The organism is Saccharopolyspora hirsuta (genome assembly GCF_008630535.1).
Classification (GTDB): Bacteria; Actinomycetota; Actinomycetes; order Mycobacteriales; family Pseudonocardiaceae; genus Saccharopolyspora; species Saccharopolyspora hirsuta.
On record NZ_VWPH01000002.1, the window covers coordinates 1 to 15302 of the forward strand.

The 15302-nt window shown below is 71.4% G+C and carries 14 protein-coding genes; 10 read left to right on the forward strand and 4 right to left on the reverse strand.

What is annotated here, in order from left to right; all coding sequences use genetic code 11:
* Window positions 1-365: 365 nt before the first annotated feature.
* The 4 genes from sepH to F1721_RS03070 all read right to left on the reverse strand — a co-directional run bounded on the left by sepH (window position 366) and on the right by F1721_RS03070 (window position 5100).
* A complete protein-coding gene (sepH, locus tag F1721_RS03055) occupies window positions 366-1307 on the reverse strand; it encodes a septation protein SepH (protein ID WP_150065007.1) in 942 nt (313 codons plus the stop codon).
* A 264-nt stretch (window positions 1308-1571) separates the two neighbouring features.
* Window positions 1572-2714 carry a phosphoserine transaminase gene (gene serC / locus F1721_RS03060; RefSeq protein WP_150065008.1) on the reverse strand — a complete coding sequence of 381 codons (1143 nt, stop codon included), beginning with the start codon at window positions 2712-2714 and terminating at the stop codon, window positions 1572-1574.
* A gap of 244 nt (window positions 2715-2958) precedes the next feature.
* On the reverse strand, window positions 2959-3885 hold the full coding sequence (locus tag F1721_RS03065) for an SEC-C domain-containing protein (RefSeq protein WP_150065009.1): 927 nt from the start codon (window positions 3883-3885) through the stop codon (window positions 2959-2961).
* A gap of 87 nt (window positions 3886-3972) precedes the next feature.
* Window positions 3973-5100, reverse strand: coding sequence for a citrate synthase 2 (locus F1721_RS03070; RefSeq protein ID WP_150065010.1), 1128 nt, complete (start codon window positions 5098-5100; stop codon window positions 3973-3975).
* Window positions 5101-5375: 275 nt separating this feature from the next.
* Here F1721_RS03070 and F1721_RS03075 point away from each other — a divergent pair, with 275 nt between their 5' ends.
* The 10 genes from F1721_RS03075 (at window position 5376) to F1721_RS03120 (ending at window position 15043) form a co-directional block, all read left to right on the forward strand.
* Window positions 5376-5678, forward strand: coding sequence for an urease subunit gamma (locus F1721_RS03075; RefSeq protein ID WP_150065011.1), 303 nt, complete (start codon window positions 5376-5378; stop codon window positions 5676-5678).
* 60 nt (window positions 5679-5738) lie between these two features.
* Complete coding sequence (locus tag F1721_RS03080) at window positions 5739-6122, forward strand: urease subunit beta (RefSeq protein ID WP_150065012.1); 384 nt, start codon at window positions 5739-5741, stop codon at window positions 6120-6122.
* Window positions 6103-7830 carry an urease subunit alpha gene (locus F1721_RS03085; protein ID WP_150065013.1) on the forward strand — a complete coding sequence of 576 codons (1728 nt, stop codon included), beginning with the start codon at window positions 6103-6105 and terminating at the stop codon, window positions 7828-7830. The genes F1721_RS03080 and F1721_RS03085 overlap by 20 nt, the downstream gene beginning before the upstream one ends.
* Window positions 7831-7949: 119 nt before the next feature.
* Entirely contained in the window at window positions 7950-8642 is a 693-nt protein-coding gene (locus tag F1721_RS03090) for an urease accessory protein UreF (RefSeq protein ID WP_150065014.1), read from the forward strand.
* A complete protein-coding gene (ureG, locus tag F1721_RS03095) occupies window positions 8632-9348 on the forward strand; it encodes an urease accessory protein UreG (protein ID WP_150065015.1) in 717 nt (238 codons plus the stop codon). The genes F1721_RS03090 and ureG overlap by 11 nt, the downstream gene beginning before the upstream one ends.
* 87 nt (window positions 9349-9435) lie before the next feature.
* The gene (locus F1721_RS03100) at window positions 9436-10203 is read left to right on the forward strand and encodes an urease accessory protein UreD (protein ID WP_150065016.1); all 768 of its coding nucleotides are present in this window, start codon (window positions 9436-9438) and stop codon (window positions 10201-10203) included.
* The gene (locus F1721_RS03105) at window positions 10200-11099 is read left to right on the forward strand and encodes an urea transporter (protein ID WP_170301337.1); all 900 of its coding nucleotides are present in this window, start codon (window positions 10200-10202) and stop codon (window positions 11097-11099) included. The genes F1721_RS03100 and F1721_RS03105 overlap by 4 nt, the downstream gene beginning before the upstream one ends.
* Before the next feature lie 307 nt (window positions 11100-11406).
* Window positions 11407-12060: a pyridoxamine 5'-phosphate oxidase gene (gene pdxH / locus F1721_RS03110; RefSeq protein ID WP_150065018.1), complete on the forward strand. Its 654-nt coding sequence runs from the start codon at window positions 11407-11409 to the stop codon at window positions 12058-12060.
* A gap of 221 nt (window positions 12061-12281) precedes the next feature.
* Window positions 12282-13538 (forward strand): MFS transporter, encoded by a 1257-nt coding sequence (locus F1721_RS03115; RefSeq protein WP_246154140.1) that lies wholly within the window; start codon window positions 12282-12284, stop codon window positions 13536-13538.
* A gap of 104 nt (window positions 13539-13642) precedes the next feature.
* Window positions 13643-15043: an APC family permease gene (locus tag F1721_RS03120; protein ID WP_150065020.1), complete on the forward strand. Its 1401-nt coding sequence runs from the start codon at window positions 13643-13645 to the stop codon at window positions 15041-15043.
* Window positions 15044-15302 lie beyond the last annotated feature (259 nt).

The window sequence follows — 15302 nt, forward strand, 5'->3', positions numbered from 1 at the left end:
GAACGCGGCTTCGCCACCCTCAAAAACTGGCACGTCCTCGACCGCGTCCGCTGCTGCCCACACCAAGTCAGCACCCTCGCCCAAGCCATCCTCACCCTCCAACACGAAACAAGATGAAAAAGGCTCAATGGAAATCGGAGGTCCGATTTCCATTGAAATTGCGGAAGTTCCCCGCAGCCTCCGGCATGTCGGGTTCCGACACCCCGGAGGAACCACAGTTTCAATTGAAACTGTGTACGACCAGGGCCTCGGAACCCTGTGGTGGGCCTCGGCGCCTGTGGTGGGGTGCGGTGACACGGTGGGGTGCGGACAGCGAAAGGCCGGGGTGAGCGTGGTGCTCGCCCCGGCCTCGTCGGGTCTTGCGGTCAGCGGTGGGAGCGGACTCCGAGGAGGACGTCCTCCCACGACGGGACGATCGGGTGGCTCTTCCGCCCGCGGCGCGGCTCCGCCTTGCGCGCCGCGTCGTCCTCCGCCTCCTCGGCGGTCGCGCCTTCGGCGCTCTCCGCCGCGGGCTGCTCGGTGTCCGGGGCTCCCGGCTCCGCCGGTCGCTCCGGTGCTCCGGTGTCCAGGTCGAGCGTCGGTGCTTCCGCGAGCGGCGGCGCTGCCGCCACCGGGGCCTCCGGCGGCGTCGGGGCCGCTGGCGGTTCCTCGGGCCGTTCCTGGTGGTCGAGCTGGAGCGCTTCGCGCGCCAGCTCGGTGACCGGGCGGACCGTGCGGAGCGGGCGGTTGGGCGACGGGTCGAGGAGGTCGGCCGCGTGGTCATCGAGGGCCGCGACGGTGCCGCCGTGCGCGCCGGGGTGGAACACCCAGTGGGCGAGGTTCTCGGAGCGGCCCGCCTGCCAGGTCAGCTGCACGACCCACTTGCCGTCCTCGCCGCGCCAGGCGTCCCAGTCGGCTTCGGCGTAGTCGTGGCCGCGCATGCCGAAGGTGTGCGCGACGACCTCGCCGAGGGTCTGCACGTCGGGGCCGTCCTCGCGGACCGGGTGCGCGCGCTGGGCCATCTCGGCGATCTGGCGGCGTTCGAGCAGGACCGGGTAGGCGTAGCGCTCGACGCGGTGCTCGGGGATGCCGGAGGACTCGGCGATCTGCTGGACGGACGCGCCGGAGCGGATGCGGGCCTGGATCTCGCGCGGCCGCATCTGGGATTCCATCTCGATCTGGACCTGGCCGAGCCGGGTGAGGTCACCGCGGGCCGCGGCACGCAGTCGTTCGTCGGCGGGCACGGTGAAGCGCTCGCCGTTCTCCGGGTCCTCGCAGATGACGGATTCACCGTCCTCGTCGAGCCCGACCACTCGCAGCGCTCGCATACGCGTGCCTCCCACCGACCTACATGTCACCAAGCTGTGACGGTAACCCGGCGCGCCGCCTTGACGCGGGAGGCACGCCGGGCACGTCGTGTCTGTTGGTCGTTCCTCCCGGCTTCGATCTTGCCGGAAAGGTGCTGCCCGAGCGAACGAGTAAAACCACTCATATTCGGTGAATATCACCGAGAGTGGTTGATTTTCACTCGGTGTTGTGGTGTTCGGAGCGGTGCCGCCGGGGCCCGTGCGGACCCCGGCAGCGCTGCGTCGTCAGGAGAGCTGAGAAACCACCCAGTCGATGGACTTCGTCAGCGCGGTGACGTCGTCCGGCTCGATCGCCGGGAACATGCCGATGCGCAGCTGGTTGCGGCCCAGCTTGCGGTACGGCTCGGTGTCCACGATGCCGTTGGCGCGCAGGGCCTTGGCCACCGCGGCGGCGTCCACCGAGTCGGCGAAGTCGACGGTGCCGACCACCTGGGAGCGCTTCGCCGGGTCGGTCACGAACGGCGTCGCGTACTCCGAGGCCTCGGCCCACTCGTACAGGCGCCGCGAGGACTCGCGGGTGCGCTGCACGCACCAGTCCAGACCGCCCTGGCCGTTCATCCACTCGATCTGGTCGGCGAGCAGGAACAGGGTGGCCACCGCGGGGGTGTTGTAGGTCTGGTCCTTGCGGGAGTTGTCCAGCGCGGTGGGCAGCGACAGGAACTCCGGCACCCAGCGGTCCGAGGAGCCGATCTCGCCGATCCGCTCGATGGCGGCCGGGCTCATCGCGGCCAGCCACAGCCCGCCGTCGGCGGCGAAGCACTTCTGCGGCGCGAAGTAGTAGACGTCGACGTCCGCGGCGTCGAACGGCAGGCCGCCCGCGCCGGAGGTCGCGTCCACCGCGATCAGCGCGTGCTCCGAGCCCGCCGGGCGGGTCGGCGCGAGCATCACGCCGGTGGAGGTCTCGTTGTGCGCCCAGCCGATCAGGTCGACGCTCGGGTCCGACACCGGCTCCGGCGCGTCGCCCGGCTCGGCCGAGACGACCACCGGGTCGCCCACGAACGGGGCGGTCTTGGCGGCCTTGGCGAACTTCGAGGAGAACTCGCCGTAGGTCAGGTGCAGGGAGCGCTCGCGGATCAGGCCGAAGGTCGCCGCGTCCCAGAACGCCGTGGTGCCGCCGACGCCGAGCACGACCTCGTAGCCGTCGGGCAGCGAGAACAGCTCGCGCAGCCCTTCGCGGACCCGACCGACCAGGGACTTCACCGGCTTCTGGCGGTGCGAGGTGCCCATCACGGCAGCACCTTCACCGGCCAGGCGGGCCAGCTGCTCGCTGCGCACCTTGGACGGGCCGCAGCCGAACCGGCCGTCGGCGGGCTTGAACTCGTCGGGCAGCTTCAGGGTCGTCGGGTCGATGGTCTCGGCCTGCGTCATGCCGGCGCCTCCGGGCGTTGTCGTGGTGATCGTGCGGGGACAAGACCTCGCCCCCGCGCGCCAGTGGCCTGCTGACCGGCGCCGTTGCCGGTTCGGCTCCAGTGTTGCAGCAGGGTTTCCGGCAGGTGACGGGTACCTGCTGCGAACAGCCGCACCGCAACTTACTGCGGCTCGCGCCGGTTGGCCAGCACCGGGTTCGGGGGCCGCTGCGCGGCGGTTCCACGATCACCGCAGGTCGGGAGGTTCAGGCGAAGCCCGGGGCGCCGCAGCACTTCTTGTACTTGCGGCCCGCGCCGCACCAGCAGTGGTCGTTGCGGCCCGGCGGCCACGGGACGGTCCGCCCGAGCCGGGCGGCTTCGGCGGCGAACTCCGCGCGGGTCGACGGCTCGTCCGGCGGGCGCTCGCGGGACTCGGCGAAGGCGAGCAGGGCGTCCAGCTCCCCGGTGGCGATCACTGCGCCCGGGTGGTGCCCGAGTGACCGCTGGACCTCCCGACGGTGCTCGACGTGCGCGGTGTCCGGGTACCAGGTCGGGTACCGGCGCTGGACCTCGGCGAACTCCGCCTCGGGCCAGTAGAGGACCGCCGTGGCCGCCTGCCGCTGCCTGCTGACCTCCTCGATCTGGGCGTAGACCTCGTGGGAGCGCTCCTGGGACCGGGCGTGCAGCTCGTCGTACTGGTCCTGGGGGAGGCCGAGCTCGCGGCGCAGCTCAGCGCGTTCGCGGAGCAGCTCGAAGCCGGGATCGCCCACCTCCACGGCGGCATCGACGTCCGGGATGAACCGCTGGACGCCGATGTTGAGCCAGCGCAGCGCTTCCTGCTGAGCGCCGATCGCGTGATACCCCGCGGCGGCTTCCCCGTACGCCCACGGGCATTCCGAGCCTTCGCGCATCAGCTGCGCCATGGCGCGCTCGCCCTCTTCGAGGCGGCCATGGGTCAGCAGGAACGAGGCGTACGCGGCCCGTCCGCTGAGCACGTTGTGCCCGTCGTCGATCTCGGCGGCCGTGGCCAGCGCCTGCTCCTCGCGTTCGTGCTCCTCCGCGAAGTGCCAGTACCCCGCCGCCTCCACGAGGTCGTCGCAGCGCTGGCCGCTGATCTCCGCGTCGGCTTCGAGCGCCTCGGCGTACTCGATGTTCAGCTGGCGTCGTCGGGCTTCGGTGGGTGGAGCTGCCACCACTCCACGCTATCGTCCGTGTCGATGCCCCGCCGAGACGCCGGGAAGAGGTGCGTGGAACCGGGCGGCGGGGCACTTCCACCTGCGTCACACCGGGGCGATGAGCTGGTTCAGCTGGCCCCAGCCCGGGACGTCCTGCGGGGAGCGGGGGTCCGGGCCGATGTACTGGGCGGACGGCCGCACCAGCCGGCCGGTGCGCTTCTCCTCCAGGATGTGCGCCGACCAGCCCGCCAGCCGGGCGCAGGTGAACATCGCGGGCATCATCGCGGTGGGCACCTCGGCGAAGTCCAGCACCACCGCGGCCCAGAACTCCACGTTGGTCTCGATCTGCCGGTCCGGGCGCCGCTCCCGCAGCACGGCCAGCGCCGCCTGCTCCAGCTCGCGGGCCACCTCGAAGCGCGGGGCGCCGAGCTGGTCGCAGGTGTTGCGCAGCACCCGGGCCCGCGGGTCCTCGGCGCGGTAGACGCGGTGCCCGAAGCCCATCAGCCGGTCGCCGCGGTCCAGGATCGACTCCACCACGCGGCGGGCGTCGCCGACGCGCTCGACCTCCTCGATCATCGGCAGCACGCGGGCCGGGGCGCCGCCGTGCAGCGGCCCGGACATCGCGCCCACCGCACCGGACAGGCAGGCCGCCACGTCGGCGCCGGTGGAGGCGATCACCCGTGCCGTGAAGGTGGAGGCGTTCAGGCCGTGCTCGGCGGCGGACACCCAGTACGCGTCGAGGGCCCGGACGTGCGCGGGGTCGGGTTCGCCGCGCCAGCGCACCAGGAACTGCTCGGTGGCGGTGGTCGCTTCGGCGATCCGCGACTGCGGGACCGGCGGCTGGTCGCCGCGCGCGGACTGCGCGACGAAGGAGAGCCCGAGCGCGCAGGCGCGCGCGAGCTGGTCGCGGGCCTGGGCCTCGTCGACGTCGAGCAGCGGCGCGAAGCCGAGGGCGGGCGCGAGCATCGCCAGGGACGCCTGCGCATCCGCGCGCACGTCGCCGGTGCGGACCGGTACCGGGGTGCCGTCGGCTGCGGGCAGGCCGTCGCCGAAGCGGCCGTCCACCAGCAACGCCCACACGTCGCCGTAGGAGGCCGTGCCCACCAGGTCCTCGATGTCGACGCCGCGGTAGCGCAGCGCGCCGCCGTCGCGGTCGGGCTCGGCGATCTCGGTGCGGAAGGCGACCACGCCCTCCAGGCCGGGGCGGAACTCGGACTGAGCTGCACTGCTCATGTTTGCCTCGTCTCGATCGCAGGTCGCGTGCGCGCGGGTGCGCGGACGCGCGGGACGTGGCGGGGTGCAGGGCGTCCGGACCACAGTGCACCCGCCCGCGACGGCGCACAATCCCGCCGCCGGTAAAGGTCACATCATGAACTGCATCACAGCAGTTTCAAAAAATCCGTTAGTCGCGTAAAAGTCCGGAAAAATGGTTGCAACAGGGCAATTAGACAACATTAAAACCGCAGGCAGCCCGGGCGTTCCCAAAACGGGTGTGTTAAAGAAGTTTCATGCATCTTGCTCCTCACGAGCGCGACAAGCTGCTCGTCCACGTGGCGGCCGGGCTGGCGCGCGAACGGCTGGATCGCGGTTTGAAGCTCAACTACCCGGAAGCGGTCGCGCTGATCACCGACCACGTCGTGGAAGGCGCCCGGGACGGCCGGACGGTGGCCGAGCTCATGCAGAGCGGCCGCCAGGTGCTGCGGGCCGACCAGGTGATGGACGGCATCGCCGAGATGATCCACGACGTGCAGGTCGAGGCGACCTTCCCGGACGGCACCAAGCTCGTCACCGTCCACGACCCGATCACCTGAGCGATCTGGCGCCACCCGCGGGCTCGACCCGCTCAACACACATCGTTTGGGGAGTTGTCCATGCGTCCTGGGGAGATCATCACCGCCGAGGACCCGATCCCGCTGAACCCGGGGCGAGACCGGATCCGCATCACCGTCGTCAACCGAGCCGACCGCGCCGTGCAGGTCGGCTCGCACTACCACTTCGCCGCGGTCAACCCCGGTCTCGAGTTCGACCGGGCCGCTGCTTGGGGCCACCGGTTGGACGTGCCCTCGGGCACCGCCGTGCGGTTCGAGCCGGGCGTGGCGCGCGAGGTCGACCTGGTGCCGGTCGGCGGCAGCCGACTGGTGCGCGGCCTGCGCCTGGAGTACGCGGGCGAGCTCGACGCCCGCGACCACGAACCCACCCCGTTCACCTACGGCGAGAAAGGCGAGGGACACCACGGTGAGCACATCGTCCATTGACCGTTCCCAGTACGTCGAGCTGTTCGGCCCGACCACCGGCGACCGGATCCGGCTGGCCGACACCGACCTGCTGATCGAGGTCACCGAGGACCGCAGCCAGGGGCCCACCGGCTCCGGCGACGAGGTCGTCTTCGGCGGCGGCAAGGTGATCCGGGAGTCGATGGGCCAGTCCGCCGCGATCCGCGCCGAGGGCACGCCGGACGTGGTGATCACGGGTGCGGTGATCCTGGACCACTGGGGCGTGATCAAGGCCGACGTCGGCATCCGCGACGGCCGCATCGTCGGCATCGGCAAGGCCGGCAACCCCAGCGCCAACAACGACGTGGACAGCTCGCTGGTGATCGGCCCGTCCACCGAGGTCATCGCGGGCAACGGAAAGATCCTCACCGCCGGTGGCATCGACTCGCACGTGCACTTCATCTGCCCGCAGGAGGTGGACACCGCGCTGGCCTCCGGGCTGACCACGCTGATCGGCGGCGGCACCGGGCCGGGCGAGGGCAGCAAGGCCACCACGGTCACGCCCGGTGCCTGGAACCTGCGGATGGTCATGCAGTCGGTGGACTACATGCCGGTCAACGTGCTGCTGCTCGGCAAGGGCAGCACCATGCGCCGCGAAGCGCTGTGGGAGCAGCTGCGCGCGGGCGCGGGCGGCTTCAAGATCCACGAGGACTGGGGCGCGACCCCGGCGGTGCTGGACAGCGCGCTGCGCGTCGCCGAGGAGTCCGGCGTCCAGATCGCGCTGCACGCCGACACGCTCAACGAAGCCGGGTTCTACGAGTCCACGCTGGAGGCGATCAACGGGCGCTCGATCAGCGCGTTCCACGTCGAGGGCGCGGGCGGCGGGCACGCCCCGGACATCATCCGGCTGGCCCAGCACGACAACGTGCTGCCCTCGTCGACCAACCCGACCCGGCCGCACACGGTGAACACCATCGACGAGCACCTCGACATGGTGATGGTCTGCCACCACCTGAACCCGGCGGTGCCCGAGGACCTGGCATTCGCCGAGAGCCGCATCCGGCCGTCGACCATCGCCGCCGAGGACATCCTGCACGACATCGGCGCCATCTCGATGATGAGCTCGGACGCTCAGGCGATGGGCCGCATCGGCGAGGTCATCATGCGCACCTGGCAGACCGCGCACGTGATGAAGCGCCGCCGCGGCCCGCTGCCCGGCGACGGCCGCGCGGACAACCACCGCGCGCAGCGCTACGTCGCGAAGTACACGATCAACCCGGCGATCGCGCACGGCATCTCGCACCACGTGGGTTCGGTGGAGGTCGGCAAGATGGCCGACCTGGTGCTGTGGGACCCGAAGTTCTTCGGGGTCCGGCCGCACATCGTGCTCAAGGGCGGGTTCGCGGCGTGGGCGGCGATGGGCGACGCGAACGCGTCGATCCCCACGCCGCAGCCCTACATCGCGCGGCCCAGCTTCGGCGCGCAGCCGCGCGCGGCGGCGGCGAGCAGCGTGTTCTTCGTGGCGCCGGTGGCGCTGGACGCGCAGCTGCCGGAGCAGCTGCAGCTGAGCTCGCGGATGGTCGCGGTCGAGGACACCCGCAACGTCGGCAAGGCGGACATGCGGCTCAACGACGCCACCCCGGACATCCGGGTGGACCCGGACAGCTTCGCCGTGCACATCGACGGCGAGCTGGTCGAGCCCGACCCGGTCGCCGAGGTCCCGATGGCGCAGCGCTACTTCCTGTTCTGAGCCGCCGGGGCACCGGAGTCAGCGCGATTTCAACGGAAATCGGAGGTCTGATTTCCATTGAAATCGCGGACACATCGCTGGAACGGGCGGAGATCGCCTGTTCGGAAGGGGGGAGTGCGGTGCGAGCCGGTCTGGCGGTGCTGGCACTGGCCGATTCCCGGTTCCCCGGCGGGGGGCACGTGCACTCCGGCGGCGTCGAGGAGGCCGCCGCGCGGGGGCTGATCACCGGGATCGGCGACCTGCGCGAATTCCTGCACGGGCGGCTGCGCGCCGCAGGTGCCCTGCAGGCGGTGTTCGCCGCCGCCGCGGCGCACGCCGCCACCCGCCGGGTCCGGAGCGGACACTGGCGGGAGCTGGACGTCGAGCTCGACGCCCGAACCCCGTCCCCGGCGCAGCGGGAGGCCTCGCGCGCGCAGGGGAAGGGGATGATCCGCGCCGGCAAGGCGGCCTGGCCGTCGCCGGTGCTAGCCGAACTGGTGGCCGCGAACCCGCGGCCACACCACCCGATCGTGCTCGGCGTGCTGGCCGCGACAGCCGGTGCCGGGCCGCAGGAAGCGGCGCTGATCGCCGGGTACCTGTCCGTGAGCGGGCCGTCCTCCGCGGTGGTCCGGCTGCTCGGCATGGACCCGTTCGCGGCCAACGCCGTGGTCACCGAACTGTCCGACGACCTGGACCGGATCGCCGCCGAGGCGGCGGCGACCGCCGGGCTCGACCCGGCCGACCTGCCCGCCCCCGGTGCCCCGGTGCTGGACCTGCTCGCCGAAGCGCACGATCGTCATCACCGGGAAGAGGTGCGTCTCTTTGCTTCCTGAACACGGCCACGGACACGGTCACGGGCACACGCATCCGGTCAACTTCGACCCGACCGCCACCGAACCCGACCCGTTCACCGCCGAACCCCAGCACGGGCGGCCGTTCCGCCTCGGCATCGGCGGCCCGGTCGGCAGCGGGAAGACGGCGCTGACCGCCGCGCTGTGCCGCGCGCTGGGCCAGGAGATCAACCTCGCCGTGGTGACCAACGACATCTACACCACCGAGGACGCCGACTTCCTGCGCCGCAACGGCGTGCTGGACACCGACCGGATCGAGGCGGTGCAGACCGGCGCCTGCCCGCACACCGCGATCCGCGACGACATCACCGCCAACCTCGACGCCGTCGACCGGCTCAGCGAGCGCCACCCCGGCCTGGAGCTGGTCATCGTGGAGAGCGGCGGGGACAACCTGACCGCGGTGTTCAGCCGCGGCCTGGCGGACAAGCAGATCTTCGTGGTCGACGTCGCGGGCGGCGACAAGGTGCCGCGCAAGGGCGGGCCGGGCGTGACCACCGCGGACCTGCTGGTGATCAACAAGATCGACCTGGCCGAGCTGGTCGGGGCGGACATGGAGGTCATGGTCTCCGACGCGCACCGGATGCGCGGCGAGCTGCCGGTGATCACCCAGTCCCTGACCCGCACCCCCAACGCGCCCGACGTGTCGGCCTGGGTGTGCGAGCAGCTCAAGGTCGGCGTCGGTGCGTGACGTGCAGTTTCGATTGAAACTGCGGTCCGCCGTGGCTTCGCGTTCGCAGTTTCGATTGAAACTGCGCTCGGCGGGAGGTGGTGCGGCGTGCGCGCGAGTGCACTGCTGAGCGTTGAGCTCGGGCGCGGCGGGCGCAGCGTCGTCCGGGAGCTGCGGTCGCAGTCCCCGATGACGATGGTGCCCCGCCGGGCCGCCGCCACCAGCGCCGACGGCACCGCGGTCGTGCACCTCGTCGGTTCGGCGGCCACCCCGGTCGGCGGTGACCTGGTCGACCTGCGCGTGCACGTCGGCCCCGGCGCGCGGCTGCTGCTGCGCGGCACCGCCGCGACCGTGGCGCTGCCGGGGCAGCACGCCGGGCACAGCCGGTCCACCGTGCACATCGAGGTCGCCGACGGCGGGACGGTCGAGTACCTGCCCGAGGCCACCGTGATCAGCTCGCGGGCCGACCACCAGGCGGAGATGTCGGTCGTCCTCGGCGAGGGCGCGCGGCTGCGCTGCCGGGAGACGCTGGTGCTCGGCCGGTACGGCGAGCGGGCGGGGCGGCTGGCCACCACGACGCACGTGGTGCGAGGCGGCATCCCGCTGCTGCGGCAGCGGTTGGACATCGGTGACGAGCGGCTCACCGCGAGCGCCAGCTACCTGGCCGGGGCGCGGGTGCTGGTCACCGAAACCGTGGTGTGGGACAGCGATCCGGTCGAGCCGAGCAGCGGCGACTGGTGGTCGCTGGCGCCGCTGGCCGCGGGCGGGGCGCTGGCCACCGCCGTGGCCGACGACGCGGTGGCCGCCGAGCGGCGGCTCGCCGAGGCCGTTTCGCACCACCCGGATGCGAAGGAACTAGAGGTTCGGAGCTGGTGAACGACACCGCAGCGGCAAAGTCGCCGCCGGTGCGGCACGGCGCGCTGGAGCTGCTGCGCGCCGTGCCCGCGGGCGTCTCGCAGGTGTACCTGCAGGAAAGCGTGCCGGCCGGGATCGCGTTCCTGGTCGCGCTCGCGCTGGCCGGTCCGGAGTTCGCGCTCGCGGGCCTGGTCGGCAGCGCGGTCGGGGTGCTCACCGCGACCGCGCTGCGCGTGCCCCGGGAGCGAATATCCCAGGGCCTGTTCGGCTTCAACGCCACGCTGGTGGTGCTGGGGACGGTGGCGTCCTTCCAGCCGCTCGGCCCGGCGTTGCTGGTCGGAATCGCGGGGGCGGTCGTCGCGACGGTGCTGGCGCGCGTCGCGGACCTTCTCCTCACGGTTCCTGCCCGCACCGCCCCGTTCGTGCTCACCTACTGGCTGATCGTCTACATCGGACACCACTTCGACTGGATCCGCGCGTCGCCGAGCCCGGTGTCGCCGGTGCTCGGGCTGGACGGCGATCCGCTCGCCCTGTTCAGCGCGGAGGCCGAGGTGTTCCTGATGAGCGGCTGGCTGCCGGGGCTGGTGATGCTGATCGGGCTGGCGATCGTGCGGTTCCGGCTGGCGGTGGGCGCGTTCTGCGGCGCGGCGGTGGCGCTCGCCGCGGTCGAGCTGCTGCCGCACACCCCGCCGGACGTCGCCAGCGGCGTGTACGGCTTCAACGCCGCGCTGGTCGTCGTGGGCCTGCTGACCACCGGGCGCACCTGGCGGTCCTGCCTGGTCGCGGTCCCGGCGGTGCTGCTCCTGCAGGGCGGGGTCGAGGCGCTGGGGCTGGTGCCGACGACGTTCCCGTTCGTGCTGGCGATGTGGACCGCCGACCTGCACCGGCTGCACCGCACCGGGACCGCCCGCCCGTGATCCCGCCGGATCGCGGGCCTGGTTTGCGGCGCTCTGGCCGGTATGGTCTTTGCGCACGGTTGGTGGTGTTTCACGAGGAAGGGTGACCGGCTCGCGTCCGAACGGGTGTGGGAACGATCACTGCATCGGTTGCGGAATCGATTGCGAAGCACCGCCGATTCGGCGTCCGTTCCGATCCCGTTTACCGTCGTACGTGGCTGGCGCCACCTGGTCCTGTCGCGCCGGCCGGTCCAACCCGTACCGTCCGGCTCGCGCAGCCGGAGAAGTTCGAGTCGTGCCGCTGCCGGGCGAGTCAGGGAGGAAGAGGATGTCGGAGGCCAACGTCGCGCTGCCGTCGATGCGGGTGTCATACGAGGCCGGAGCGCTGGACGAGTCCTCGCTCGCGGCCACCTGGCACGAGCAGCTGCAGCTGTGGTTCGACGAAGCCGTGCAGGCCGACCTGGTCGAGCCGAACGCGATGGTGCTGGCCACTGCCGACGCCGACGGGATCCCGTCCTCGCGCACGGTCCTGTGCAAGGGCTTCGACGAGCGGGGCGTGGTGTTCTTCACCAACTACACCTCGGCCAAGAGCCACGACCTGAAGTCCACCCGGGTCGCCGCGGCCACGTTCCCGTGGCTGGGCCTGCAGCGCCAGGTCAACGTGCGCGGCACCGTGGAGAAGGTGTCCCCGGCCGAGACCGCGGAGTACTGGGAGGTCCGCCCGCGCGGCTCGCAGCTCGGCGCCTGGGCGTCGCCGCAGTCCCGGGTAGTGGCCAACCGGGATGCGCTGAAGTCCTCGCTGAGCGGCATCGAGCGCCGGTTCGCCGACGCGGAGAAGGTTCCGGTGCCGCCGCACTGGGGCGGCTGGCGGATCCGGCCGGACTCGGTGGAGTTCTGGCAGGGCCGCCCGGACCGCCTCCACGACCGGCTCCGCTTCCGCCGCACCGACGCGTCCTGGACGGTCGAGCGCCTCGCCCCGTGATCGCCCGTCCCGGCTCCGCGCGCGGCAGGGGTTTTCGCCGTTCCGGTGGTCGGGGTTGGCGGAGCGGTCGTTGCTCGGTCGGGGATTCGCTCGTTCGGCCCGCGTTGCTGGTTGACTTCGGTCACACGGCGGTTTTTTCGAGTGCTGTTAGGGGTGCTAACGGCTAGGCTCTGGCTCTCGTGCGGCCCAGCAGCGGAACTCCGACAGCGAACCGTCGATCCTTGAAGTCCCTGCTGAGCAAGGTCTTCCTGGACACCCGGCCGCTGCAGTACCCGGCCTACCGCCGGTTGTGGCTGTCCAACATCGTCACCTCCGTGGGCGCGCAGTTCGCCGCCGTCGCGGTGCCCAAGCAGCTCTACGACATCACCGGCTCGTCCGCCTACGTCGGCCTCGCCGGGATCTTCGGCCTGGTGCCGCTGCTGGTGTTCGGGCTGTGGGGCGGTGCGATCGCCGACACCGTCGACCGCCGCCGACTGCTGCTGGTCACCAACGGCGGCTTGGCGATCACCTCCGTCCTGCTGTGGCTGGTCGCCGCCTCCGGCATCCGGTCGGTGTGGCTGGTGCTGGTGCTCTTCGCCGCGCAGCAGACGTTCTTCGCGGTCAACATGCCCACCCGCGGCGCCGCCATCGCCCGGCTGATCCCGGCGCACCTGCTGCCGTCCGCGCAGGCGCTGGGCAGCACCGTGTTCCAGCTCGGGTCGATCGCCGGGCCGCTGCTGGCGGGCGTGCTGCTGCCGGTGGCCGGGCTCTCGCTGCTGTACCTGGTCGACGCGGTGGCGCTGTGCGCCGCGCTCTGGGCGGTGCTCCGGCTGCCGCCGCTGCCGCCGCAGGAAGGCGCGCCGAAGAAGGCCGGTCTGCGCACCGTGCTGGACGGGTTCCGCTACCTGGCCCTGCACTCCGTGCTGCTGGCGTCGTTCGTGCTGGACATCGTCGCGATGGTGTTCGGCATGCCGCGCGCGCTGTTCCCGGAGATGGCCGAGCGGACCTTCGGCGACCCGCCGGGCGGCGGGGCCTCGCTGGGGTGGCTGTTCGCCGCGATCCCGCTCGGCGCGTTCGTCTTCGGCGTGTTCTCCGGGTGGCTGCACCGGATCGCCCGGCACGGCGTGGGCGTCACGGTGGCCGTGATCGCCTGGGGCTTCGCGGTGATCGGCTTCGGGCTGGCGGACTCGCTCTGGCTGGCGGTGCTCTTCCTGGCGCTGGGCGGCGGGGCGGACCTGGTGAGCGCGGTCTACCGCAGCTCGATCATGCAGGCGGCGGCGACCGACGAGATGCGCGGGCGCGTCCAGGGCGTGTTCACCGTGGTCGTGGCCGGTGGGCCGAGGCTGGCGGACACGGTGCACGGCCTGGCCGGTGCCGCGGTGGGCACCACGACGTCGGTGGTGGCCGGTGGGGTGCTGGTGGTCGTCGGCGCGGTGGTCTCGGCGGCCCTGCTGCCCGCCTTCTGGCGGTACCGCGCCCCCACTTCCGACGACGGCTGAGCTCCCGGATTGTGCAGTTCGCCACGCCTACCCCGCTCGGTGCAGTGCGGTTCGACCAGGGGTGGGCAGACGGGCCTCCGAACCACCCTGCACACTTTCCAGCTATGGCCAACGAAACGACCGTGAACGACAACGCGCCCGGCGGTGCGCAGGAGCCTGGCCTCAAGAAGGTGATGGGCCCGAAACTGCTGCTCTTCTTCGTGGTCGGGGACATCCTCGGGACCACGATCTACTCGTTGACCGGCAAGGTCGCCGGCAAGGTCGGCGGCGCGCTGTGGGTTCCCTTCCTGGTCGCGTTCGTGGTCGCCTTCCTGACTGCGTTCAGCTACCTGGAGCTGGTCGGGAAGTACCCCAAGGCGGGCGGCGCCCCGCTGTACGTGCACAAGGCGTTCGGCGTGCACTTCCTGACCTTCATCATCGCCTTCGCGGTGATGTGCTCGGGCATCACTTCCGCCTCGTCGGCCGCGCAGGCCTTCAGCGGTGACTACCTGGAGGCCATCGTCGGCGAGGGCATCGCCCCGTGGGCCTGGGTGGTGGCGATCGGCTTCCTGCTGCTGCTGGCCGCGGTCAACTTCCGGGGCGTCGGCGAGTCGGTGAAGATGAACGTGGTGCTGACCTGCGTGGAGCTCACCGGGTTGGCCATCGTCATCTTCTTCGGCCTCTTCGCGCTGGTCTCCGGCACGCACAGCGCCGACGTCGACCCGGACCCGAGCCGGTTGCTGGAGTTCAACACCGACTCCACGCCGCTGGTCGCGATCACCTCGGCGACCGCGCTGGCCTTCTTCGCGATGGTGGGCTTCGAGGACTCGGTGAACATGGCCGAGGAGACCAAGAACCCGACCAAGACCTTCCCCCGCGCCCTGCTGCTGGGCATGGCCATCACCGCCTCGATCTACCTGGTGATCGCGCTGATCACCTCGACGCTGGTGCCCACGGACAAGCTGGCCGAGTCCGACGGCCCGCTGCTGCTGGTCGTGCAGGCCGCCGCCCCGTGGTTCCCGCCGATCCTGTTCTCGCTGATCGCGCTGTTCGCGGTGACCAACACCGCGCTGATCAACATGCTGATGGCCAGCCGCCTGGTCTACGGCATGTCGCAGGAGAACATCGTCCCGAAGCAGTTCGGCCTGGTGCACCGCACCCGCCGCACCCCGTGGGTGTCGATCCTGTTCACCAGCCTCATCGCGGTGGTCCTGGTGAGCTCGCTGGAGATCTCCGACCTGGGCAGCACCACCTCGCTGCTGCTGCTGGTGGTGTTCGCGGTGGTCAACGTGGCGGTCCTGGTCCTGCGCAAGGACAAGGTCGAGCACGAGCACTTCAAGGCGCCCACCTGGGTCCCCGTGCTGGGCGCGCTGACCTGCGCGTTCTTCGCCAGCCCGCTGTCCGGGCGACCGGCCACGGAGTACATCATCGCCGGGATCCTGCTGGGCATCGGCGTGATCTTCTGGGGCATTAACTTCCTGTTCGGCGGCCAGAAGGAGTTCGACGCCGCCAAGCTGGGGAAGTGACCCCCTGAGCGGGAGCCCCTCGTGCCGGAACCAGCGGCACGAGGGGCTTCCTGCTTCTAGAAGCCTGTGGGTGGTTGCGTTGCTCAGGTGGTCGCTTGGCGGAACCTGAGCGCGTCCCCGGACTGCGGGTGCCCCTCCTGATGTATGTCCAATGCACGGCGGAGGGGCCGTCCTCGCCGGGAAACCGCTCAGAACCCGCCGGTGGTCACCCTGCATGACTACTCGAAGCGGCTGGCGCCGCTTGCACAAGCGAGGACGG